At 48.1% G+C, this 23568-nt stretch carries 22 protein-coding genes; 11 read left to right on the plus strand and 11 right to left on the minus strand.

The annotated features are described in order from the left end of the window. The first annotated feature begins 155 nt into the window (after positions 1-155). Positions 156-845 (plus strand): UMP kinase, encoded by a 690-nt coding sequence (pyrH, locus tag ACODJP_RS11145; protein WP_422481483.1) that lies wholly within the window; start codon positions 156-158, stop codon positions 843-845. Here the strand turns inward: pyrH and ACODJP_RS11150 are convergent, their stop codons facing one another. Continuing rightward, positions 846-1796, minus strand: coding sequence for a radical SAM protein (locus ACODJP_RS11150; protein ID WP_422481485.1), 951 nt, complete (start codon positions 1794-1796; stop codon positions 846-848). A gap of 60 nt (positions 1797-1856) precedes the next feature. Between ACODJP_RS11150 and ACODJP_RS11155 the strand changes: the two genes are divergently transcribed. Beyond that, entirely contained in the window at positions 1857-3020 is a 1164-nt protein-coding gene (locus ACODJP_RS11155; RefSeq protein WP_422481487.1) for a patatin-like phospholipase family protein, read from the plus strand. Beyond that, positions 3017-3415, plus strand: coding sequence for a hypothetical protein (locus ACODJP_RS11160; RefSeq protein WP_422481489.1), 399 nt, complete (start codon positions 3017-3019; stop codon positions 3413-3415). Before ACODJP_RS11155 ends, ACODJP_RS11160 begins: the two co-directional genes overlap by 4 nt. Here the strand turns inward: ACODJP_RS11160 and ACODJP_RS11165 are convergent. Next, a complete protein-coding gene (locus tag ACODJP_RS11165) occupies positions 3412-4086 on the minus strand; it encodes a 5'-methylthioadenosine/S-adenosylhomocysteine nucleosidase (RefSeq protein WP_422481491.1) in 675 nt (224 codons plus the stop codon). The two genes, ACODJP_RS11160 and ACODJP_RS11165, sit on opposite strands and share 4 nt — an antisense overlap. Further along, on the minus strand, positions 4083-4919 hold the full coding sequence (locus ACODJP_RS11170; RefSeq protein ID WP_422481493.1) for a pyridoxamine kinase: 837 nt from the start codon (positions 4917-4919) through the stop codon (positions 4083-4085). The genes ACODJP_RS11165 and ACODJP_RS11170 overlap by 4 nt, the downstream gene beginning before the upstream one ends. A gap of 71 nt (positions 4920-4990) precedes the next feature. Here ACODJP_RS11170 and ACODJP_RS11175 point away from each other — a divergent pair, with 71 nt between their 5' ends. Further along, positions 4991-6838, plus strand: a complete 1848-nt coding sequence (locus ACODJP_RS11175; protein WP_422481495.1) for a phosphoglucomutase — start codon at positions 4991-4993, stop codon at positions 6836-6838. Here the strand turns inward: ACODJP_RS11175 and ACODJP_RS11180 are convergent. After that, a complete protein-coding gene (locus tag ACODJP_RS11180) occupies positions 6827-8137 on the minus strand; it encodes a hexokinase family protein (protein ID WP_422481497.1) in 1311 nt (436 codons plus the stop codon). The two genes, ACODJP_RS11175 and ACODJP_RS11180, sit on opposite strands and share 12 nt — an antisense overlap. 72 nt (positions 8138-8209) lie before the next feature. Then, on the minus strand, positions 8210-8881 hold the full coding sequence (locus ACODJP_RS11185) for a hypothetical protein (RefSeq protein WP_422481499.1): 672 nt from the start codon (positions 8879-8881) through the stop codon (positions 8210-8212). A gap of 79 nt (positions 8882-8960) precedes the next feature. Between ACODJP_RS11185 and sbcB the strand changes: the two genes are divergently transcribed. After that, positions 8961-10568 carry an exodeoxyribonuclease I gene (sbcB, locus tag ACODJP_RS11190; protein WP_422481501.1) on the plus strand — a complete coding sequence of 536 codons (1608 nt, stop codon included), beginning with the start codon at positions 8961-8963 and terminating at the stop codon, positions 10566-10568. Positions 10569-10575: 7 nt separating this feature from the next. Here sbcB and ACODJP_RS11195 read toward each other — a convergent pair whose 3' ends face one another. Both ACODJP_RS11195 and ACODJP_RS11200 read right to left on the minus strand, forming a co-directional pair. Then, on the minus strand, positions 10576-11760 hold the full coding sequence (locus ACODJP_RS11195) for a glycine C-acetyltransferase (RefSeq protein ID WP_422481591.1): 1185 nt from the start codon (positions 11758-11760) through the stop codon (positions 10576-10578). Next, entirely contained in the window at positions 11760-12728 is a 969-nt protein-coding gene (locus ACODJP_RS11200; RefSeq protein WP_422481503.1) for an NAD-dependent epimerase/dehydratase family protein, read from the minus strand. Before ACODJP_RS11200 ends, ACODJP_RS11195 begins: the two co-directional genes overlap by 1 nt. Positions 12729-12838: 110 nt before the next feature. Between ACODJP_RS11200 and ACODJP_RS11205 the strand changes: the two genes are divergently transcribed. The 6 genes from ACODJP_RS11205 (at position 12839) to ACODJP_RS11230 (ending at position 18879) form a co-directional block, all read left to right on the plus strand. Then, positions 12839-13408 (plus strand): helix-turn-helix domain-containing protein, encoded by a 570-nt coding sequence (locus tag ACODJP_RS11205; RefSeq protein WP_422481505.1) that lies wholly within the window; start codon positions 12839-12841, stop codon positions 13406-13408. 62 nt (positions 13409-13470) lie between these two features. Beyond that, the gene (locus tag ACODJP_RS11210) at positions 13471-14679 is read left to right on the plus strand and encodes an MFS transporter (protein WP_422481507.1); all 1209 of its coding nucleotides are present in this window, start codon (positions 13471-13473) and stop codon (positions 14677-14679) included. Further along, on the plus strand, positions 14637-14867 hold the full coding sequence (locus tag ACODJP_RS11215; protein ID WP_422481509.1) for a hypothetical protein: 231 nt from the start codon (positions 14637-14639) through the stop codon (positions 14865-14867). The genes ACODJP_RS11210 and ACODJP_RS11215 overlap by 43 nt, the downstream gene beginning before the upstream one ends. A gap of 85 nt (positions 14868-14952) precedes the next feature. Next, on the plus strand, positions 14953-16020 hold the full coding sequence (prfA, locus tag ACODJP_RS11220) for a peptide chain release factor 1 (RefSeq protein WP_422481593.1): 1068 nt from the start codon (positions 14953-14955) through the stop codon (positions 16018-16020). Further along, complete coding sequence (gene prmC / locus ACODJP_RS11225; RefSeq protein WP_422481511.1) at positions 16017-16868, plus strand: peptide chain release factor N(5)-glutamine methyltransferase; 852 nt, start codon at positions 16017-16019, stop codon at positions 16866-16868. The genes prfA and prmC overlap by 4 nt, the downstream gene beginning before the upstream one ends. Then, positions 16861-18879 (plus strand): RelA/SpoT family protein, encoded by a 2019-nt coding sequence (locus ACODJP_RS11230; protein ID WP_422481513.1) that lies wholly within the window; start codon positions 16861-16863, stop codon positions 18877-18879. The genes prmC and ACODJP_RS11230 overlap by 8 nt, the downstream gene beginning before the upstream one ends. Positions 18880-18883: 4 nt before the next feature. Here ACODJP_RS11230 and ACODJP_RS11235 read toward each other — a convergent pair whose 3' ends face one another. From ACODJP_RS11235 to ACODJP_RS11250, 4 genes are read right to left on the minus strand one after another with little or no spacing between them, the layout of a single operon-like run. After that, a complete protein-coding gene (locus ACODJP_RS11235) occupies positions 18884-20521 on the minus strand; it encodes a putative manganese-dependent inorganic diphosphatase (protein ID WP_422481515.1) in 1638 nt (545 codons plus the stop codon). Between the two features lie 58 nt (positions 20522-20579). Further along, complete coding sequence (locus tag ACODJP_RS11240) at positions 20580-21227, minus strand: carotenoid biosynthesis protein (protein ID WP_422481517.1); 648 nt, start codon at positions 21225-21227, stop codon at positions 20580-20582. Continuing rightward, positions 21221-22051, minus strand: a complete 831-nt coding sequence (locus tag ACODJP_RS11245) for a phytoene/squalene synthase family protein (RefSeq protein ID WP_422481519.1) — start codon at positions 22049-22051, stop codon at positions 21221-21223. The genes ACODJP_RS11240 and ACODJP_RS11245 overlap by 7 nt, the downstream gene beginning before the upstream one ends. Next, positions 22041-23516, minus strand: coding sequence for a phytoene desaturase family protein (locus ACODJP_RS11250; RefSeq protein WP_422481521.1), 1476 nt, complete (start codon positions 23514-23516; stop codon positions 22041-22043). The genes ACODJP_RS11245 and ACODJP_RS11250 overlap by 11 nt, the downstream gene beginning before the upstream one ends. Positions 23517-23568: the final 52 nt, after the last annotated feature.

The raw sequence follows: 23568 nt of genomic DNA on the forward strand, positions 1-23568 counted from the left end.
AGAAATGTAGCATCGAAAGAGTAATTGGGAATTGACCTAGAGCAATTTTGGAGATTTTAATTTTGGATACTAGTGGCCTTTTTCATTTTTTCTGCTAATCTGGACTCGTAGACTGTAATACTTGGTTGTTTTACAGTCCACATGGAGGCCTTACCATGCAGAATATCACAGTCCTTTCCCTTGGCGGTTCGATCATCGCACCCGATGCCGTGGATCATGAGTTCCTAAAGCGCTTTGTTGCAGCCATGGAGAAATATCTTAATGATAACCCCGACCATAAGGTTATCCTTGTAACGGGAGGAGGAGCTCCTGCCCGTAACTACCAGAAGGCCTATAAAGCAATCGCTGAGCAGCCCGATGCCGATCTACTCGACTGGCTGGGAATAGCCGCAACCCATCTAAATGGGACGCTGGTCCGCTCGCTCTTTTCCCGGTATTGTGATGATGCCTTAGTTACCGATCCCACAGCTCCAATCGTTTTTTCCGGTAACATTCTGGTCGCTGCAGGCTGGAAACCGGGATTTTCTTCCGATACCGATGCTGTATTCCTCGCCAAACGATTCGGTGCCCGAAAGGTAGTGAATCTTTCAAATATCGCTAAAGTTTATACCGCGGATCCCAAAGTCGACCCCACCGCAACACCTATCGACCAGATCGGCTGGGCGGATTTCAGGAACATGGTGGGAGATACCTGGATCCCTGGGAAGAACGTCCCATTCGATCCAATCGCCTCAAAAGAGGCTCAAGAGGGGAATTTGCAGGTAATCTGCGCAGATGGCAGGAATATCGAGAACACGTTCGCCATACTGCGGGGAGAACCATTCGAGGGAACTGTCATAGGATAGTCAACTGTTTCGCATCTGCAGAAATTCCGGCAGCACTTCAGCAAACGATTCAGGGAAGGGATTATCCCGGGTAAAATCGGGTATCCAAGGAATATTGTCAGCCAACTCCTGAACGAACCCCTCTTCTATCTCCAGTTCTTCCAATAAATCGATCAACTTATCGTATGTCTCTTGGGAAACCTCATCCAAGACTTCTTCGGTCTGTACAGGAGGTACGAATTGTACCATGAGGGAGAGCCATGCGGCATGTTTTGCATGTTCGGCGAACCAACGAAGGACTGCTTCGGTAGCCTCGTACGTTCCAGGAAAGAGCAAATGACGAATAATTGTCCCATGCAGAACCCCGTCAACCATTTCAGTGATAGGATGTCGTTTAATTAAAAATTCAATAACAGGTACGATATAATCTGCATAGGTGGCGAATCCACAAAATCTGTTCGCTACCGAAGGATCGAGTGTCTTGAGATCCATCAGATAGGTGTCGATGTAGGGATCGATCAGATCCAATGCTTCCACAGACTCGAATCCCGAAGAATTCCACACGATTGGCAATGAAAAACCCGCGCTTCGAGCCAATTCGATTCCCTCGATTATGGAGGGAATGAAGTGCGTTCCAGTCACCAGATTGGCATTGGCAGCTCCGAATCGTTCCAAGGAGAGCAAGAGCTGAGCAAATCGCTGTGTATCGACCGGAACTCCAACGGTCGAAGAGCGGCCACTGATCTGGCAATTTTGGCAATAGGCACAGTGAAGCGGACATCCGGTAAAAAAAATCGTTCCCGATCCATGTTCTCCAATCAAAGGAGGTTCCTCTCCCCTATGCAATCCTACCCAAGCGATACGCATGGTAGAACCCTCTCCGCAGATACCGAGCTTACCGGCGATCCGATCTACCGCACAGGCGTGAGGACACAACCTACATGAACTATACCCGATTTCTTTACCACTCATAGCCTCTCCGACGGGGTGGTTCTCTTGACCACTAAGGCCAAATATACCATGTTTATCAACATGGGACTACGAAACTATCTCAAGAATCGCGAACTCAAGCGCCTAGGAGAAGACCGCTATATCCTCTGTTTAGATGGAGGAGGCATGCGTGGTGTCATTCCCGCGACGATACTTGAGCATGTGGAGAACCTCCTGCGCTCCAAGGGCGACGACAGACCGCTCTATTCTCACTTTGATCTGGTGAGTGGGACCTCGACTGGAGGGTTGATCGCATTAGCTCTCACCAGTGCGAATAGTGATTCCTCCCTACTCGCAACACGTCAAAGTCCAACAAAAGAACAACAATCTGAACCCTCCTCAAAAAAGAGTAGGAGCCAGACATTGTATCCTGATCCTGGCCCGGATATCAAAAGGATTGCCGACATCTATTTGAAGTACGGAAGGATTATTTTCCCCCGAAGCCAGTCGTTTTTCCAACTGAATATGATTAACCAGTTGTTCACACACAAGTACGATGACCTCTCATTCAACCAATTGTTGTTCGACATCTTTGGAGAGAGGAAAATTGGACAAGCACTAACTCCCACCATGGTGGTAACCTACGACTATGGTAACGATCGCCCCTACATCCTTTCTAACTACGGTACCCCAGAGGTTCTTCTTAGGACCGCCGCAAGGGCAACTAGTGCAGCACCGACCTATTTTTCACCCACAACCATACACGATCCCGTTTCAAATCAAGCCATTTCTCTCTTAGATGGTGGCGTGGTAGCTAACAATCCCGTCCTCTATGCTTATAAGGAGGCCAAACGTCTCTATCCGGATGCCAAACGGTTCCATGTACTCTCTCTCAGCACATCCAGCGCTCCGTACCGACTTGATCCCGCGACTACCGGTAGTGGTGTATTCAGCTGGCTCGATCCTGCCAAAGGTACTCCTATCTACCGCCTCTATGCATCATCCCAGATGCGCACATCCCATGAAATTGCCTCTGCTATTGGTGATATGGAGTATATTCGCATCCATGGGGATCTCCATAAGCGGGTAAAACTGGATGAGACTGATCCTGTTGTCCTCTCTCATATGATTAAACGGGCACAGCAGATCTTCACTGAACATGAACAACAGATTACAGCCCTTTGCGACCAATTCATACAAAGACCAAAGCATCCCCCTCGCTCTTGGACCCTACCCCAAAGTGAGACACCGAAGGAGCTTGTATGAGTTTGATGAGTCCACAGCAACAGATTTTAGAGGATCATATGCGTAGTCTATGTGATGAACTGGATCATTACTTGGAGGATCGCTACGGAGACCGCTATCCATTGCATCCGAACCGTCCTGAACGAGGAAAAGCAGCCAGGGTCTCCTATGACGGCCTATTCAGTACCGGTACGAAATTCACCTTGGGCTATGGAAGCGAACATGGAAGGGGTTATATGGTGGATATCGAAATGTCAACCCTTGAAAAGGTCCATCCCAATGACCGTTCTGAGATCGAAAGCGCCGCAATTGAATTCTTGGAGGAACAATTACCGCGTCATTTTCCCAACCGAAAACTACAGGTGGTAAAAGACGGAAAGGTGTATAAGATTGTAGGCGATTTTTCCTTGCGCTAAAAACACTTGGCGATAAGGGCGAAGATAGCATGGGATGATTCGGTTAGAAATCGAGGTAATGAACTCACCCGTTGTCCTGTCCATACATCGCTCACTGCGCGTATGATTGAAATCGGAGTCTGGGCACGCTGAGCTGCCGCAACCATTGCATGACTTTCCATATCGACCGCATCCACATGCAGTTCCTCGACTAGAAACGCATGACTAATGCGGTCTTCTGGAGTAAGAAATCGATCAGCACTGCCAATTGTCGCATTATGCAGTACTGGCTGACCTGCAAGTGTTTCGGCTGGATTCGCATGCATAACGATCGAGGAGTCTATGGACAGAGGGCCTACCTTCTGGCCATTGTTTCCGTAAACGGTACCACGTGGAAGACCAAAACGACGAAGATCAATATCATATTGTAGCAGATGGGTTGGAATGATCAACGCCCCAAGTCCAATATTCTCTCTGAGCGCACAACAGCTTCCGATGCCGAATACCCTCTCTGGCTTATACGTTTTAATAGCCTCGAATGTACCGATAGCCGCCTGAACCTTACCGACACCTACACTTACAGCCACCAAAGGTCTTCCATCGGGAAGTCTCCTGAATACTTGTCCCTCTTCCACGGGAAACTGCTGTGCTCCCTGTAGTTCACCTGCAGATGAAGCTACTACCAAAATCATCCGACTACCTTCACCAAATCCGACATAACCAATTCGATGGCTACCCCGCTGCGAATTTCCGTACCGGTTTTCCAGGTAGCATAAACTGCTTTGCTTACCATATCCGTAGCCTGTTCAACCGCATGGGAAAAGGAGAGACCACGTACTAAAAGAGCACAGAGGATACTTGCAAAAAAATCACCACAACCGGGATAAGACACGGGAGCATAGGTCTGCCGGATGTGAAAACCGCTTTTCTGGTCAGCATCATAAGCAACGACTATACCATCGGATCCATCCATTACACTGGTAATTGCAACATACCGTGGGCCAAGGGTACTCAATCGCTTTGCCCAATGCTCTGCCACTTTCAGCGGTAAGTCACTATTGAATTGCTCTCCGAGAAGAAGCGCGGCTTCGGTGAGATTTGGTGTAATTACTGTTGCCATGGTCACCAGATCGTGCATACGTGCGATCAATTCACTGGTCATGGGACCATAGGGCTTACCCTGGTCACCTAATACAGGATCGACCACAACCAGAGGTTGTCGACCCCCCTGGCGTTGCCACCCGATGAAACTGGATACGGTATCGATTTGCCTATGGGATCCGAGGAATCCGGAATAGATACTATCGAACTGGAGACCCAACTTCTTCCAATGTGCTATGACATCCTCCATCGTCTCGGTAAGATCGACATAGGCATAATTTTCATACCCATCGGTATGAGTCGACAACAATGCTGTAGTTAATACCGATGCCTGTACCCCCAATGCTGCCAATGTGGGAATTACAACGGTAAGGGAAGATTTCGAGTGACAGGAGATATCGTGGATAGCGGCTACGGTTTTCATATCTGGCAATACAGTACCAGTCTTGCCGACACGAGACAAGGGGGATATACTCGCTTCATAAGGAGTCAGCAATGATAACGACACATCCAAAAACCGGTTTTCCCATTGCAGATAGCACCAAGGATCCCTTGGAAGGAACAGCTGTAGCAATAACTGATTTGGAGACATCTTACCAACAGATGGTAATCAGCGCTTCGGGATGGAGAAAAGTATTTGCAGCATCGAACGATGAAGAAGATAATGGGGCCAACATCTCGAAAGCTGACGCGTATATCGTTGCCATTGCCACAGAAGCCTTCTATCGAGAAAGAAAACCCCACTCGGTCATCCTTGCCATGGATAGCCGTCCTACCGGCCCTGCGATCGCCGACATAGTCTGCCGTATACTCATTTCACATAACGTTGATGTCAAACACCTCTTTATAGCCGCAGCTCCAGAAATTATGGCGTATTCTTACTATCATAACGAAAGCGATTTCTTCTATATAACTGCTAGTCACAATCCTATCGGACATAATGGATTCAAGTTTGGGAAAGCGGGAGGAGTGGCTAAGGCAGAAGAAGCAACAAAAGTCATAGCATCATTCAGAACACTGTTGGCAGATCCGGATATTCCTCTTCTCGTACAGGAACTCAGTGCCTCTGTTGCTACCGATATTTACGATGCCATCCTAGAAAATTGCGGCACAGAGAAAGAGACGGCTGAGATTGCCTATGAACGATTAGTTTTAGACATTGCCACCAATTCCGAGGATGAAGCGATATTCGGCGATATGATCGCCGAGCTGAGAGGCGATATAGCACACAATCCGATAGGGATTGTGGGAGAGCTGAACGGGAGTGCTAGAAGCCTTTCGATAGACAAGGAATTTTTGGAAGGCCTTGGTATAGCCACTCGGTTCCTCAACGATCGCCCTCGCTCAATAGTTCATGCCATTGTGCCAGAGGGAGAGAACCTACAGATGTGCCGTCGCGCACTGGAAGAAGCCCATAAGGAAAATTCCTCTTTCATGCTCGGTTACGTTCCCGACAATGACGGGGATAGAGGTAATATCGTCTATTACGATGAATTGGAGGATAAAGCAAAGATCCTCGGGGCACAACAGCTGTTCGCACTCGTAGCCAGAATAGAACTCGCTCTCTCAAAAAAAGATAACACTGCACAAGCTATCGTTGTCAATGGACCGACTTCATTAATGATAGATACGCTTGCGACAGAGTTGGGGGTAACCGTTTTCAGGGCTGAAGTAGGAGAGGCAAATGTTGTCTCCCTCGCTGAGCAGGTCAGGAAGGACGGTTACACAGTAAGGATTTTAGGTGAAGGCTCCAATGGTGGCAATATCACCCATCCTGGGAAAGTCCGCGATCCATTGAATACATTGGTATCGCTGATCAAACTGCTCAGTTCGCCAGAGAGATTCCGTGCCATCACTGGCAAGCAGGTACATGCATCGGAAAAACCATCTATTGCGAAGGCTATAGCGACCCTCCCCGCCCGGACCATTACCGGGGGGTTCTCCAAAGATGCGGTGATGAACATATCGACACATGACCACGGCAAACTCAAAATGGCTTATGAGAAGCTATTTGTGATCGACTACGCTGAAAGAAGTGATGAATTGGAAAAGCGTTTCGGCATCTCAGGTTGGAGAGAAGAACAGACTGAAGGAATCCACCAGCGTACCGGTTTGGGACCAGCGTATCGCAGTGCTCCCATGCGTGGAGGGTTGAAGATCATCTTCAGCGACAAACTGGGAACCGATACCGACTTCATCTGGATGCGCGGAAGCGGAACAGAACCCGTATATAGGGTAATGGCGGATGCATGGGGAGACGACCAAGAGAGGCATGACTATCTTTTAACATGGCAACGTGATCTGGTGCGTAGAGCAGACTTGGAAGCTGTATCAGAGAAGTGATAGTCCCGCGACTGCAGCCCCGATGGTAGGAGAGTCATCGATATTAACGAATCGTACGAAGCGATGGTGCCTACGATGGAGGAAATCGGTCACATACTGTTTGGTATAGAGATCAAGATTCTCGGTCTTATAGAATGTAGTTCCATCCGCATTGATGCAGACCGGATACCGAGGATTTTCTCCCGATCCGGATTTCAGTACAGCAGCGCTGAGATTGATTGCCGTGAGCTTCGCAGCCCTAGCTATAATCGAATCAAGAATGAGATAAAGCGCCGTCGCATCGGCCTCATTGGTGATACATGACACCATGTTGTACGATTGGTTATGCGGCATTTCAAGATAGTGGCTCATACGTGTTGTATCTAACGGTGGTATGGCAAGGAACCGCTCTGCGAACTCTTCACTCAAGATTCGCTCTGCTATAGCCTCCTCAAGGACCACCTGGCTGAATGAACCGAGGTACGCCCCACTAATCATCTTCTCAAAATGATAATTCTCCGGTTGCTTGGTACTGTTGATGAAACGACGGTCCAACTCACCAGGAATCAGCTCATAATTTCCCGACTCCACATTGATTATCTGGCTCCCACTGCTGAGAGAGGACAATTTGGCAATCTGGCTGTTGCTCTCCACATATGCGGTATTGGTTCCCGTCCCAAGGATGAAACCGATATACCCATCGTAGGGAGAGACGCCTGTGGCGACTTTGCCAGCCAGTAGTGTTGCCACGGTATCATTCACGACGGCAACCCGTTTGCGTGATACATCATGCCCACGCCTTGCGAGTTCGTCGAGCAGTGATTTACCTACTGGCATACCGATCACTTGGGGAGCTTTTATCTCTTTGGAGAATACGAGGGGAATTCCATCATGATCCTCTGTTATCTCGGCGGCATATGAGAAGCAGAATCCTATTTGGTCACTCTCATCGATCAGTGGTTCAACTTGATCGGCCAAAGCTCCGAAAAACTCAGTTGCGGTGACTTCATGATGGACCCCGGGCATCCCGGTCTTACGGTAGGAGGATATGGTGGGAACCATCGTATCGCTAAAGGAGACCACACAGGTACGAAAATTCGTTCCACCCGCATCTAAGACAATGACCTTTCGCTCTGGTTCTATCATTGTGTCAGCAGAAGTATAGGTAGGAATCATGGCAAGTGAACCGACTCCTTTTGCTTGAAGACCAAGTTCCATCTCCTTGAGAAAATCATCACAGCACTTTTGCATATCGATACTATCGGGTGTGATACTCCACTCGTGAAGAAAAGATTCTGTGCGTGCCACTATGTGTTTCATGCCTTCCCCCTGCTGTAGATGTGTCCATATTCTAGGCCAGTGTTGCCAATCTGTCCAGCTTGGACATGAGTTCTACAGAATCAGTTGCAGCTGGGATTCGATATCGACACCTGCAGGAATCTTGAACAGCGCCCTTGCAACATGAAGGTAGTCAGTTCCATTAGCCGTTACTCGAAGGGGAATGATAGCGGAGCCTGCTGGGCCTTCAAGGGGAATCACAAACGTGACATCGAGGAAAAACGGCTGGGAGAACCTGCTACCTGAGACCTCCAACGAGGCAATTCCTTCATAGCGAAACGGATAAGGATAAGAGAGCCGTACCGCTTCAACAGTCCCACTGAGGATCACTTCTTCCTCAAGAAGACCTTGGGGCTTGAGAAATTCCACCATTCTGGCATAGTCGGGAACAAGGGGAATGACGGCGGTGAACAGCGCTTCCAAAAAACCCATCTGGCGTGGTGGAGGTTGAGGATTTTCCAATACCGTTTTCCGTAGCAGCCCTACATCGGCATTATCCAAGGTGAGTTGAAAATTCGCTAATGAGGAATCGGAATCGAGAATTGACTCGGCGAATATCAGTGGAGGAATCAGATTCCCTGCTGCAGAGGTAGCTGCACCTGCCACGAGAATCGACTGAAGAGCCACCTTTACTTCGGAATCTGATGGACTTGGAGAAATGTTGGAGAAAGCTGGCGCTACCGAAAAAACCAGCATAATAGAGAGACAATAGACAATCCTTCGCATGCGCGCCAACTCCTTGTAAAGACGATACCGTACGGTGGTCCGTCTGTCAAAACAAACAAGACTGTGGTACATTGGTGACATGAAACGGAATGAAACTTTCTTCTGGTATGATCTGGAGACCTTCGGCCTGAATTCCCGTTACGACCGCATAGCCCAGTTCGCCGGTGTCCGTACCGATATGGATCTCGCGGTGATAGAAGATCCGATTGTACTCTATTGCAAATTGAGTGATGATTATCTTCCCGATCCTCTCGCTTGCATGGTTACTGGGATTACACCCCAGGAAGTTGAGGAAAAGGGTCTCATCGAGAGTGACTTTATCGCACGGATAAACGATATCTTCAGCAAGCGCGGCACCTGTGCGGTAGGCTATAATAGCCTCCGTTTCGATGATGAATTCATTCGTAATGCACTTTATAGGAATTTTCTCGATCCCTACCAACGGGAGTATGACCAGGGTCGTAGCAGATGGGACCTTATAGATCTAGTGCGCGCTGCTCACGATTTGCGCCCCAAGGGAATCGTATGGCCGAAAAAGCCGAGCTCAAACCGTCCTTCATTCAAGCTAACCGATCTCACAGAGGCAAATGGCATTTCCCATGAACACGCCCACGATGCCATGAGCGATGTCTGGGCTACTTTGGAGCTCGCCCGTCTCATAAAGAGGAAACAACCAAAACTCTTCTCTTACTATCTCGATCTACGTAACAAACAGAAGGTAAAGCAAGAGCTTTCGACACCCATGGGACCTCCTGTACTCTACACAGGTGCAGAATTCACTCGCGAAGAGGGGTGTTCCACAGTCGTGGTACCGATCACCGGATCCTATAAGAACAAGAACAGCATCTTTGTTTTCGATCTTCGCAATGACCCTTCCATGCTCATATCCGCCGCAAAAGCGTATGGGGAACTCGAAGAGGTGAGGAAGACGGAGGATACCTTCAGAACCATCGCCCAACGGGCTCGAAAAGCCCTTCTAGAGAAGGAAAATTTAGAACAGTCACTTCAGGAAACTACAGAATCGTTGACTGAAGCAGCCAACCTTTTGGCAAATTTACCGAGTCTGGTAAGTGCCTCGGACCGCCTTCTCCGGGTACCCGGTCTGTATCGGGTATCAATCAACAGAGTCCCCTTCATCTCTCCCTTGAAGATTTTAACCGAAGATCCTGCGATAGCAACACATCTGGGACTCGATCTTCAGGTGTGTGAGAAACATCGGAGACAACTAGCCGAACATCCGATTCTTGCAGTAAATATTCGAAAAGCAGCCGATTCGGATGAGTATCCTCCGGTCGATGATGTCGATTTCGCACTCTACTCGGGATTCTTTGGTGATGCAGATGCTCAAAGATTCTCCCAGATCCGCGATATGGAACCTGAGGAACTGCTGCGTAGCACTATCACATTCGATGACCCGCGTGCTTCTGAATTACTTTGGCGTTATATCCGTAGGAACTGGCCCCACGTCTTAGATGAGAAAGAGCAACAATTGTGGCATGAATTCTGTGAGAACCGACTCAACTTCGCACCTGGGGATACATTAGTAAACCTTGAATTCTATGCCAGAAAAATTACCGAACGCCTAACTTCCCAAGATACAAGGGAAGAGGATAAAGCTGTTATGGAGAAACTGGAACAATGGGGAAAAGCTCTCTGTAGCAAGTTAGGGATATCCTACCCGAAGTAGCGTGCCGTTACCGCCGTATCAGCTGTTCTCGGACCCTGACAAAGGCCTCAATGGCTAAGTCGACATCCTCAGTACTGTGAGCTGCCGATAGTTGCACTCTGATACGAGCCTTTCCTTTGGGAACCACGGGATAGCTGAATCCTATTACATAAACACCCTCGCCGAGCAATGCATCGGCCATTTCTACAGCCTTCCGTTCCTCATAGAGCATCACTGGTACAATTGCCGTCTGGCCAGGAACAAGGTCGAAACCGGCTTTCTCCATCCCCCTCCTGAACTGGCGAGCCCGGTCCATGGTCCTTTCCCGATAGGGATTCCCATCGGAGATCAATTCAAGTACCTTCAATGTGCCTCCCGCTATTGCAGGGGCAAGCGTGTTGCTGAATAAGTAGGGACGTGCCCGTTGGCGTAAGATTGCCACGATAGGAGCCTTTGCGCTTATACAACCACCGCTAGCTCCCCCCAACGCTTTTCCGAACGTTGTGGTGATGATATCGACACGTCCCTCGACGTTGCAGTATTCTGCGGTTCCTCTTCCATGCTCACCGATGTATCCAGTTGCGTGGGAATCGTCGACCATCACGAGGGCATCGTACTTTTCGGCAAGGGTGCAAATGGCATCTAATCGGGCTATATCGCCATCCATGGAGAAAACCCCATCGGTACAGATCAGCCTCCTACGGCAATCTCGCGCATCGGCCAATTGTCGTTCCAGATCTTCCATATCACTGTGGGCATACCGATAGCGTTTGGCCTTGCACAGGCGTACCCCATCTATTATGGAGGCATGGTTGAGGGCATCACTGAGAATGGCATCCCTTTCATCCAAGAGAGGCTCGAATAGTGCTCCGTTGGCATCGAAACAGCTCGAAAAAAGGATCGTATCTTCCATATGGAGAAACTCACTGATTTTTTTCTCTACCTGTTTATGGAGCTCCTGGGTTCCACAGATAAAACGGACCGAAGAGAGTCCGTATCCCCATTTTTGCATAGCGATAGAAGCAGCCTCGATCACCTCTGCATTATTGGCAAGACCAAGGTAGTTGTTGGCACAAAAATTCACTACCTGTTTCCCTCCAACAGAGATCATGCTCCCCTGGGGGCTCTCGATTACCCGCTCATCCTTGTACAGACCCTGCTCATGCAGCTCCTCAATGAAGCTCTCCATCTCTGTAATCATGGTGTGATGCATCATGGTTTGGGACCTCCCTTATCCATCCTTTCGCCTATCGTCTTGAGCATATCGGCAGTCATACTGGACAAATCATAAGTCGGTTTCCACCCCCATTCAACCCTTGCAGCATAATCCTCCAAGCTATCAGGCCATGAATCGGCAATCGCCTGTTTGACCGGATCCACCCGATAACTGATGGTGAATTCGGGAATATGGGTTCTGATATAGGCAGCCTGCTCCTCGGGGCAGAAACTCATGGCTGCTACATTAAAGGCATTCCTATGCCTAAGGCGAAAAGGATCGGCTTCCATAATCTGGATTGCAGCATTGACTGCATCAGGCATATACATCATATCGAGGTAGGTATCTCCTTGTAAAAAACATTCATAATGTTTCGACTGCAGTGCTGCGTAGTAGATTTCCACTGCATAGTCGGTCGTACCTCCTCCTGGTGGGGTCATATTGCTGATAATTCCAGGATAGCGTACCCCCCTTGTATCCACATCATACTTGTGGTGGTAGTAATCACATAAGAGCTCTCCAGCGACCTTTGTGACGCCGTAAATGCTCGTCGGTCTCTGGATCGTATCCTGTGGGGTGAATTTCTTTGGTGTAGTCGGACCAAAGGCTCCTATTGATGAGGGTGTAAAAAGTGAACAATGGTTCTCCCGTGCCACCTCCAAGGCGGTCATAAGGCCATTCATATTTATATCCCAAGCCTGCTGTGGGTTCTTTTCAGCAGTTGCGGAGAGAATTGCCGCAAGATGGTAGATCGTATCGATACGATATTTTTTAACCAGTGCGGAGAGACTGGCACCATCCCTACAATCGACTGTATAGAAGGGGCCACCTTCCACCAATGGTCTATTCACATCATTGCGAATATCGGCAAGTACCACATGGGTATCACCGTAGAGTTGTCGTAGACGTAGTGCGATCTCTGACCCCAATTGGCCGAGAGCTCCGATCACAAGGATATTTTTCATGCAGCCCTCCTCGGAAAGCTATTCCTTGACAGCAGGAATACATCATCCTACAATGACCTTGTTCAGTATAATGAACAAATTTTACTATGTCAAACACAATGGAGGCTCCTATGGAACACCCCCCAATGATAGGAAAAAATATTCAGAAATTACGCTCAGCCCGGAATCTTACACTGAACGTGCTGAGCGAACGCTCTGGTGTCTCCAAGGCTATGCTCAGTCAGATCGAGTCAGATAAGGTAAATCCGACAGTTGCCACGGTCTGGAAGATCGCAAGGGGACTGGGAGTGGATCTGCACGATCTTCTCGATGCATCTGGAGGGCCAAAGCGAAAATTCGTGGTCAATCGGAGCGAAGCGATAAAAGTCCTTGATACCGATGAGCACGGAGTCACGATAAAGGTATTCTCTCCTCTGGAGATGGCGGGTGACTTGGAGATCTATCTTCTACAATTCGAACCCAATACATCGCTACCGAGTGATGCCCATTTTCCCAACACTGAGGAGTTCCTCACGGTTATGAAAGGATCTGTTGTCGTTACCGCAGGAGACAATAGAGTCGAGCTCCATAAGGGAGACTTCCTTGCATACCATGCCGATATAGAACACACTATCGCTAATGAGAGCGCCAGTAGTGCTGTAGTACATATGGTAGTGCGTTATTCACCTTCTAATCCGTGACATACCAAAATTGTTGCCCTAAGAGCAAATCTGTGCTTCTATAACTGAAAAGGAGAGCCCAAATGGTGAAGAAGTCCAAGATAAGCTCCGGTGTCATGGCATCCTATGGTGTAGGAAAATTCCTCGCCGAGTTCCTTACCGGTGCCTTCGGTGCTGTCGTATTCAAATTCTACGAGACAGAAATAGGTCTTTCGGCAGGATACGCCGCACTAGCGACGATCCTCTACTCTCTCTGGAATGCCATAAACGACCCTGTGATCGGTTATGTGACAAATAGGAAGGCGCCATTCTCGCGTATATTCGGCCGCAGGTTCCCGTGGATCATCATAGGACTATTTTCCAGCGCTCTCTTTTTTGTGCTTATCTTTTCGGTACCCCAATCCTGGCGACTTGAAGTGTCATCCAATCCATTACCGGTCTTCTTCTGGATGGTCGTAACCATATGTCTCTTTGATGGTTGCTATTCACTTTGGGAGGTAAACTACCAATCGGTCTATCCGGACAAGTTCCGTAGCCAAGAGGTCCGTACGAAAGCCGCTGCCATCAGCACCGCTGTGGGTGTACTCGGTGTCGCTGCGGGATTCGTGATCCCTCCCCTCTTCTTTTCATACGGAGATGTCGGAAGTTACCTTACCAGTGGATGGGCAGTGGCAGCTTTTACCGTTGGTGGGATCCTGCTGATTATCCCAGGGATTCATGAAACCAAGGAGATGATTCAAAGATTTTCCAAACACCAAGAGCAGTTGAAAGCCGAACCGAGAAAGGAACATGCCTTCATACCTTCCATGGTACGGGCATTGAAACATCGTGATCTATTGGCATTTATCCTCCTGCTATTCCTTTACCAATCGGGAGCCATGTGTATGACCAGTTCGGTCCATTATGTAGGCAATTATATTCTCAACGTTCCCAGTAGCGGTACAACGTTGATCTTTGCTGGAATGCTCATCGGTACCCTCGTATCCATTCCCGGATGGGCGCTCTTGGCTAAACGGATAGGTAACAACCAACGTATGCTCTTGATCACCGCATTGGTGATGGCTTTCTTCTCCTTCCCCATGACCTTCGTAAGCTCCATCATGGGTTTTACTATCTGGATGGCGCTTTGGGGGTTGGGCTTCGGAGGTTTCTGGACCTTCATGGGACCAGCTATGGCCGATATCGTCGATTCCATAGTGGTTACCGACAAGAGAAGGGATGATGGCGTACTCATGGGGGCGCTTTCTTTATGCGCTTTTCCTATGCCAGCCAGGCAGTGGTCTTCTGGTTGATTCACACACTGACCGATTTCAATGCAGATCCTACATCAAAGGCAGCAAAAATGGGAATCAGTCTCCACATGGCAGCCATTCCATCGCTCTTTTTCCTCTTTGGGGCAATCGTGTTTTTCAAGATGAACACGCTCGATCCTAAGAAGATCGAAGCGAATAAGCGCCTTCTGGCCACGCTGGACATCTGATGCGGGAAATCGTTATACTTGGTTCCCACGGAACTACTTCCCTGAATGGACGTTTTCAGGATAGTGGCTTCGGGAGGAGCTGATGATGATAGAGATCCTGCAGAAATTCGAACCCCAGTTTATCGAACTCGAGAAGCGCCTTTCGGATCCCGATATTATGAAGGATATCGACGAGTACCGAAAGATCATGCAGGAGAGATCACACCTTGAGCCGATCATAGAGACTTTGCATACACTTAGGGATCTTAATGAACAGATCGCTGCTGCCGAGACTATGGTAAAAGAGGAGAAGGACGAGGATCTGGTTGCAATGGCGAAGGAAGAACTCGAATCCCTAAGGGAGGAACGTGACAAATTGGAAGAGCAGAGCAAGATGCTCCTCGTTCCACCCGATCCTATGGAGGGAAAGAATATCATCATGGAGATCCGTGCAGGTACGGGAGGCGATGAAGCAGCCCTTTTCGCCGCAGATCTTTTCAGGATGTACAGTCACTTCGCCGAAAGCAAAAGATGGAAAATTGAGATCATCAGTATGAACGAGACTGGAATCGGCGGTTTCAAGGAGATTATCTACTCTATCTCTGGAAAGGATGTCTATGGGAATCTTCGTTGGGAGAGCGGTGTTCATCGTGTTCAGCGTGTCCCGGAGACCGAATCGGGAGGACGTATCCATACCTCTGCAGTTACTGTGGCTGTTCTTCCGGAGGCCGAGGAGACCGATATTGAGATTAGGCAAGAAGATCTCAAAGTAGATGTTATGCGTAGTGGTGGTCCTGGTGGACAGTCGGTCAATACAACCGACAGTGCGGTTCGTCTGACCCACCTCCCTACCGGCCTCGTTGTAATCTGTCAGGATGAGAAATCACAAATCAAGAACAAAGCCAAGGCAATGCGTGTTCTCCGATCTCGCCTTTACGATCTGGAAGAGGATAAGAAGGCACGGGAAAGGGCTGACAACCGTAAGAGCCAAGTAGGATCGGGAGATCGTAGCGAAAGAATCAGAACCTACAATTTCCCCCAGAACCGATTGACCGACCATCGTATCAATCTCACCCTCTATAAACTTGAATTAGTTATGGCAGGCCAGTTGGAGGAGGTTGTCGATGCCCTGAGGATGGCTGCAGGTGAAGAGGCTCTGAAGGAGCTACAATGATATCGGTCGGTGAGGCACTCACAAGGGGAACGAAGGCGATCGACGGATATCGCATATCCCAGACTCCATTACTGGATGCATCACTATTACTCTGTAAGACCACCGGTTTGTCACGTGAGCAACTCTACAGCAAATCGGACAGTCTTCTTTCGGATTCGGCTGAATCGCTGTATGTATCTCTCATTAAACGTCGTTGTGAACATGAACCGATAGCCTATCTTATCGGTGAAAGGGAGTTCTTCGGTAGAACATTCACAGTGACACCTGATGTCCTTATTCCAAGAAGTGATACCGAGATATTGGTTGAGACTGCCTTGGAGTTAGTTAAAGAAAAACCAGCACAGCGTATCCTGGATCTATGTACGGGTAGTGGATGCATTGGCATTAGTCTCGCGGCTGAATTACCCGATTCGGAGGTAACATTGGCCGATATATCCGAAGGAGCCTTGCAAGTAGCTACTGAAAACGCACAACGATTGCTCAATAGGCCGGTAACCATACTGCAATCGGATCTCTTCTCTGCATGTACCGATACGTATTTCTCTCTCATAGCCACCAATCCGCCGTATCTGACCCAATCATGGTTTGATCAGACAGAGGCGCAAGTGAAGGCTGAACCGGCTCTCGCCTTACTTGGAGGAGATGCCGATGGTCTAGCGATTATCCGCTCGATTGTTGATCAAGCACCGAAACACCTGCATCCACGAGGAATTTTGTTGATTGAATGCGATTTCCGTCAGCAAAGCGCTATCATGGACTTGCTTTCTGAGCGGGGTTTCTCACATATTGAAAGCAAGAAGGATCTGGCACAATTGCATCGCGTCGTTTGGGGGGTTTTGGATGTATGAGGAATTGACCAACAGATTTGTCCAAAAGACCTTCCGCTACTCCAAGGCGGAACAGGAACGTATTCGTGATGCCGCAATATTCTCCTGTGAAGCCCATGGTAACCAAAAACGGCAGAGCGGAGAGCCCTATATCATCCACCCTTACGCAGTCGCCGAAATTCTCATATCGATCCGTATGGATGTCGATACGGTGATTGCTGGACTTCTCCATGATACGCTCGAAGACACATCCACGACCTATGAGGACTTAGTAGAACGTTTTGGCCAGACTGTAGCCGATCTGGTGGAAGGTGAGACGAAGATTAGCACCCTGAAGGTAAAGAATAAAAGTCAGCAAGAGGCTGAGACTATCAGGAAGATGTTCTTTGCCATGAGCCAAGATGTCCGGGTTATCATTATCAAGTTGGCCGACAAACTGCACAATATGCGCACATTGAAGCATCTGAGCCCAATACGAGCACGTGAAATCGCCAATGAAACACTCGACATCTATGCCCCGCTTGCTGACAGATTGGGAATGTCATGGTTGAAAGGTGAGTTGGAAGACCAATCACTCAAGATCCTGAAACCAGAAACTTTCCAGTATATCGAAGAGTACCTCCTATCCAAGAAAAGCGAGAGGACCGCATATCTAGGAAGAATCGAGAAGATCCTCTATCGTGCATGTGGTGAACAGGGATTGGCTAATGTAGAGGTGCAATCACGAACAAAACACACCTACGGTGTCTACCTGAAGATGAAGAAGCGAAAGAAGGAGTTGGAGGAGATTGGTGATATCCTCGGAGTCCGAATCATCTGCGATACCGTGAACGAGTGCTATACACTACTTGGCCTAGTGCATAAAGTATGGCCACCCATTGAAGGTCGTTTCAAAGACTATATAGCTATGCCAAAGGCAAACAACTACCAGAGCCTCCATACCACGGTTATGGCACTCGACGGTAAATTGTTGGAGGTCCAGATACGTACCCGGGAAATGCACGCTACAGCAGAGTACGGTGTCGCTGCCCATTGGGTCTATAAAGCAGAAACCGGTGTATCAGATGGATCCTGGATGAAACAGGACAGTGAACAGTTCACACGAATTCTCCATAAACTCAAGAGTTGGAGCAATGAGATTGAACAATCAGAGAGCTTTCTCGATGACATCAAAGGAGAATTACTCAAGGATACCATCTACACATTCACTCCCCAAGGCCACATAGTGGAACTTCCAGCCAATGCTACGGCACTCGATTTCGCTTACCATATCCATACCGAAGTAGGAAATCATACGACTGGGGCTAAGGCCGATGGATCAATTATCCCTCTGAGCCAACCATTGAAGAATACTCAGGTAATCGAGATTTTAACGAGTCCGAACGCCCATCCCAATATCAACTGGCTACGGCTAGCGAAAACGACGAATGCCCGAAAGAAAATCCGCTCATGGCTTAACAAGAACGATGACAGTTTGATCATAGATAAGAACATCATCGCAAAGAAGAAGGTCGAACCGGTATCGGCCGAACCAACCGAAATCGCTACTCCTGTAGTAGAGGGAGAGATCGTCCGTTCGGTGATGGATCAGAGCAGACTCACCTTCAAGGTGGGCGATGAAAAAAATATGATGATCTCTCTAGCCCAGTGCTGTAATCCACGGAGGGGCGACGATATCATCGGTTATGTTTCACGGGGACGAGGGATTATTGTACATAGGAAAAATTGCCATAACCTCAAGCATATGACCGAGATCAAGGAGAGGAGTATAGAGGTCGAGTGGGAAACTGCCGTTCCCCGTCTGACTAGACGATTCAGGGTCGTAAGCCGGGTTACCCAAGACCTCTTTGCTGAGATCGAAGGTGCTATTAGAAAGTATCGTGGGCATTTGATCGAAGGAAGACTTGACGATGGAGAACAGGATCGTCTCATGGGAAGTTTCACCATGGAAGTAGCCAATGAGGATGACTTCAAGAAGGTCGTGAAAAGTATAAAATCGATACCATCCATTGTCTCGATTAACTCCCTGTAGCGATTCAACGACCCTCTTCTATTACCCTCAATATCTCCGGAAGCAGCTGCTTCTTTCTCGATAGAACATCTTTCAAGATATACTTACCTGGCGATTCTTGAGGATAGATCAGCGCCTTTTCCTTCCTGGGAAAGGGTGTCGTAAGTAAAACGCTATCTTCCTTGATCACATCGGTTACCAAAAGCAAGGCCCAATCGAGACTGTGATGCAACCTAGTTTTGTCGAGTTGGCTCAGAATGTTCTCCTTCACCTCATCCACCTGTTCGAGGGTTGTAACTTCGACCTGTCCTATACCGAAACGGATACCACTTTCATTGTATACCTTAAAATCACCCTCAACGACCTTCTTAGGGTCGGCCTTATTCAGTACACTGGCAGCGCTGAACAAATCTTCCCCAAATTTCTTCACATCGGAGATCTTCGCGATTTCACAGAGGGCTTCTACAGCAATGATATCTGCTTGTGTCGTGGTGGGACTCTTCATGATTACTGTATCGCTGATAATACCTGAAAGGAGCATAAAAGCAGTCTGTCTGTCCAGAGGCGCCCTCCACCGCAAATATTGGTGATAGATGATAGTACAGGTACTTCCTACTGGTTCAGATGCGATGAATATGGGACGCTGTGTCTTTTCGGCATCAAGCCGATGATGGTCTATGATCTCAACGATATCGGCCTCATCCAAGCCTTCGACACTCTGCTTCAATTCATTGTGATCAACCATTACCACCCTTCTACGGGGACGTTCCAAAAAACAACGGCGAGTGACGAATCCAATAAACTTCTCACCGTCGAAAACGGGAAGTCCACGATAGTCACTCTCCATGAGCATCCGTTTGGCATCCTCAAACAAGTCATCCACCGCAACACGGGGAGGAGCACTTGCCAGCAATCTCCTTACCGGAAGACTCATGCGTAGCAGGCGAATGGTCTCAGCAGTATCTTCATATGATTTATAGACAATCCCCCGATATGGTTCCAAATCCACCTCGATGGGTTCATCGATTCCCAATCCTGTTATTATGATAGCCGGAAATTGATTTTCCACCGCATATTCCAAATGTCTTCTTCTATTTCCTACCACCAAAACTGGAAGATCGGGAAGAAGAGCATTCAAGCGATTACGATAGACATCGAATTCCATGGCGCCAGTCATGATATAAGCATCGAACCAACGGACATCGTTTTTCAGGATATATTCACCCCGGATCACCTTACTGAAATTCTCTGGATAAAACCGATAACGAGGTCTGTCCTCAGCATTCTCTCGGAGAAAAAAGGCTGTTATCTCATCAAGACTCAACAGTCCATGAAAGGAATCACCATCCAAAAGAGGTACAACCGAAGAATGGCGATTACTCATCATGGTGACCAGACTATAGACGGGGTCTTCAGGATGCAAAGACCAGAAATCCCTTGTCACCACATCGCCAACTTTCGCCCTCACATCCTTGACGAATAAGGGAGGTTCGGCACCTGCCTTCTCAAATTGTTTTTTTGAGGTTTCGTTCATGTGTCCGATACGGATAGGAATATAGGTATTGCCAGGATCAACGATACTCTTCAACCGAGCATAACACCATGCTGAACTGACCGAATCGAGATCGGGATTGCGATGACCGGTGACATAGATTTCTTGCATATGGAAGCCCCCCGTCCACATCGTAGTCAATCAATCACCTTCGCGCAATAGTAATTATTCAGACAACCACGAAGAGTCGTAAAAGGAGAAAAAATATTGCCTGCACAACAACAATCAATGATGGTATGAAACTGGTTGTTTTAAGTCGCATGGCCTCAAAAATCCGCGTGAAGGCATATGCTATGAGAAACCAGGCGATATAATTCTGCAGAGGTATCTTGCCTCCCGACCAACTCCAATAGTCGAGCGCAATCGCAACTGGTTCCATGATCCAGTCAAAGACTACAGTGATTGTAGCAGTTCCCAATGCAATAAGGGATGCATGGGAAGTTAGTCGCTTCACCATAGAGAGTGCTCCCATGATTATCAATGTCCAATTGATACCAATTAAAAGGGGTACCTCAAGCAGGGAAAAACCAAGAGTCTGTCCATAGGTGTAAGCGCCGAAAATCATTCCTGTTGCGACACCAAGGATCTCAAGGATGAGCGTACAGAGGAAGGTGATCGCAGCCCATATCAGTAAACGATTATTATGTGCCTTAAAATCGGGCAAAAAGCCTATCACAGCGGTTGCCAGTATCGTGTAGGGAGTCATGAACAACATTAATGGGTAGGTCGCATCAATGAGATGGAAGACAAATCCCATAAGATAGAATATGGGTAACAGGAGCATGACAAAGCGCTCAAACCGATTCTCCACTAACATCCGAACGCCATCCCCAACGTATGGGCAAGTCCCTTGCGGAGTATGCGAAACTTCGCCGGCTTGACCCGCTTGTCAAAAACAATCATTGGATCCTTGGCAATCTGGCGAGCTGTCCAACAATACATATCGGCCGCAGTCATGATCGGAATCCGATAGCGACGTGGAATATAATGATAACCTTTTTCAGCCTCACGTTGCCACTGGGAATATCGGGCGATCTCTTGCCTGATAAAACGCTTGAATTCTTCCTTTTGTGCAAGAGCATCCTCCTTGGTGAGTCCTCTAAGAGAGGTCTCTCCTAAGGGAAGATACCGCCTCCCTAGCATGTTATCCTCTTCGATATCACGAATAAAATTTATATATTGCATGGCTCGGCCAAGCATTGCAGCTGCTTGGAAACTCTCCTCTGGAAGGTCCATGATACGTGCCATGAACAATCCAATGACTTCCGCCGATCCATAGATATAGGTCAGCGTCTCATCGAGCGTATCACATGAAGTGGATACCAGATCATGTTGCATGGAATCGAGAAAGGCTTCTGTCCAGAGGGGATCGAAATTCTTCCTTTCTTGCAGTTCGAGGAAGGCATCGATGATGTGGTCCCCGGTCGGCTGTCCAGTCAACAACCCTTCACTGTACAAGGCCCGGAACGTCTTGAACTTATCCGGATCGACCGGAATATCATCGACCAGGTTGTCGGCTACACGTACAAAGCCATAGAGCGCGTAGACATCTTCCCGCACATACTGGGGAAAAAATCGCGAACTGAAATAGTATGTCTTGCTTCCACTTCGGAAAATCTCTTCATGCTGTTCATGGACCATAGGACTTCTGTATCTCCTGTGCAACGATTTCCGAAGCTATGAGTACCATCGGAACCCCAACACCTGGGTGAGTATACTGTCCGGTGTAAAAGAGGTTTTTTATCTTCTTACTCCGGTTAGAAGGCCTGAAGATCGCCGTCTGCATCAAGGTATGTGATAGCCCAAGAGCGGTACCCTTGAATGCATGATAATCCTCTATGAAATCCCGATGGGTATATATCCGCTTTACTGCGACATCCTTGGTAAGATCCTCACCCGTAACTTCCTTCACATGCTCCAATACGTGAGCAAGGTAGGCCTCCCGCTGTTCGTCGGAATCATCCAAGGCTGGTGCAACAGGAACAAGGAGAAATACATTCTCTCCACCTTCGGGAGCCGATTTAGGGTCGGTCTTTGAGATGCAACTCAAGTAAAAACAAGGATTCTCAGGCCAAGCAGGATCCTTGAAAATCGTATCGAAATGGGCATGCCAATTTTCTGCGAAGTAGAGATTGTGGTGCTCCAAGTTCTTTAGTTTCCGGTCAATTCCCAAGTAGGCAATGAACATCGATGGGGCCACCACCCGATTCTCCCAATAACGATCGCTATACTGAGATTCATTATCATGGAGAACTTCACGATCCATATGGTGGTAATCGGCCCCCGAGACAACTACATCGGCCTCATAGTATCCCTTGGAAGTCTTGACCCCCATAGCCTTCCCGGCCTTGGTCTCAATTTCGACAACCTCCTCTCCCGTGACCAGAGTTACCCCCATTTCCTGGCAGAGTTTCACAAAACCTTGGGCAGCTCCTGCCATTCCGTCATTGGGAAAGAACACTCCCAGATTCAGATCAACGTGGCTCATGATCGAGTAGATGGCAGGGGCTTCTACTGGATTAGTGCCCAAGAATACCATTGCATACTCAAGAATCTGTCGGGCTCGACGATCTTCAACATAGGAACCGACGAATTTATCCAATTTCTTGAATATACCGAGTCGTAAACCTTCGGTCATGATTCTCTTATTGAAAAATTCACCCAAGTGTTTGTAGTCTTTGTAAAGGAATTCTTTCATGGCTACCTCGTACTTGTAGGTAGCTTGCTCCATATATCGGGAAAGGGCTTCGCCCCCACCACTTTCGAAAGATTCAAAGAGGGCAATATTTTCCTCTTTTCGCGGACTCAGGGAAGCGGTCTCATCATTACCAAAGAAGACCTTGTAGTAAGGATCGAGCGGCAGGAGGTTAAAATAATCTTTCCTCTCCTTGCCAAAAAGGGAAAAATAGCGCTCGAAGACCTCTGGCATGAGATACCATGAAGGCCCAAGATCGAAGGTATAACCACCCGATTTCCAGTGTCGTGCCCGACCACCGAGTGAATCGAGTTTCTCGAGGAGTGTGACTGACCAACCATCCCGAGCTAACAATGCCGCACTACTGAGGCCTCCGAAGCCTCCACCGACCACCACTGCCTTCTTTTTCATAGATTGACAATACAAGATTTTTGAACACATTACAAGAAATATATGCTACCTT

Source organism: Pleomorphochaeta sp. DL1XJH-081 (assembly GCF_049310885.1).
Lineage (GTDB): Bacteria > Spirochaetota > Spirochaetia > Sphaerochaetales > Sphaerochaetaceae > CAYZJV01.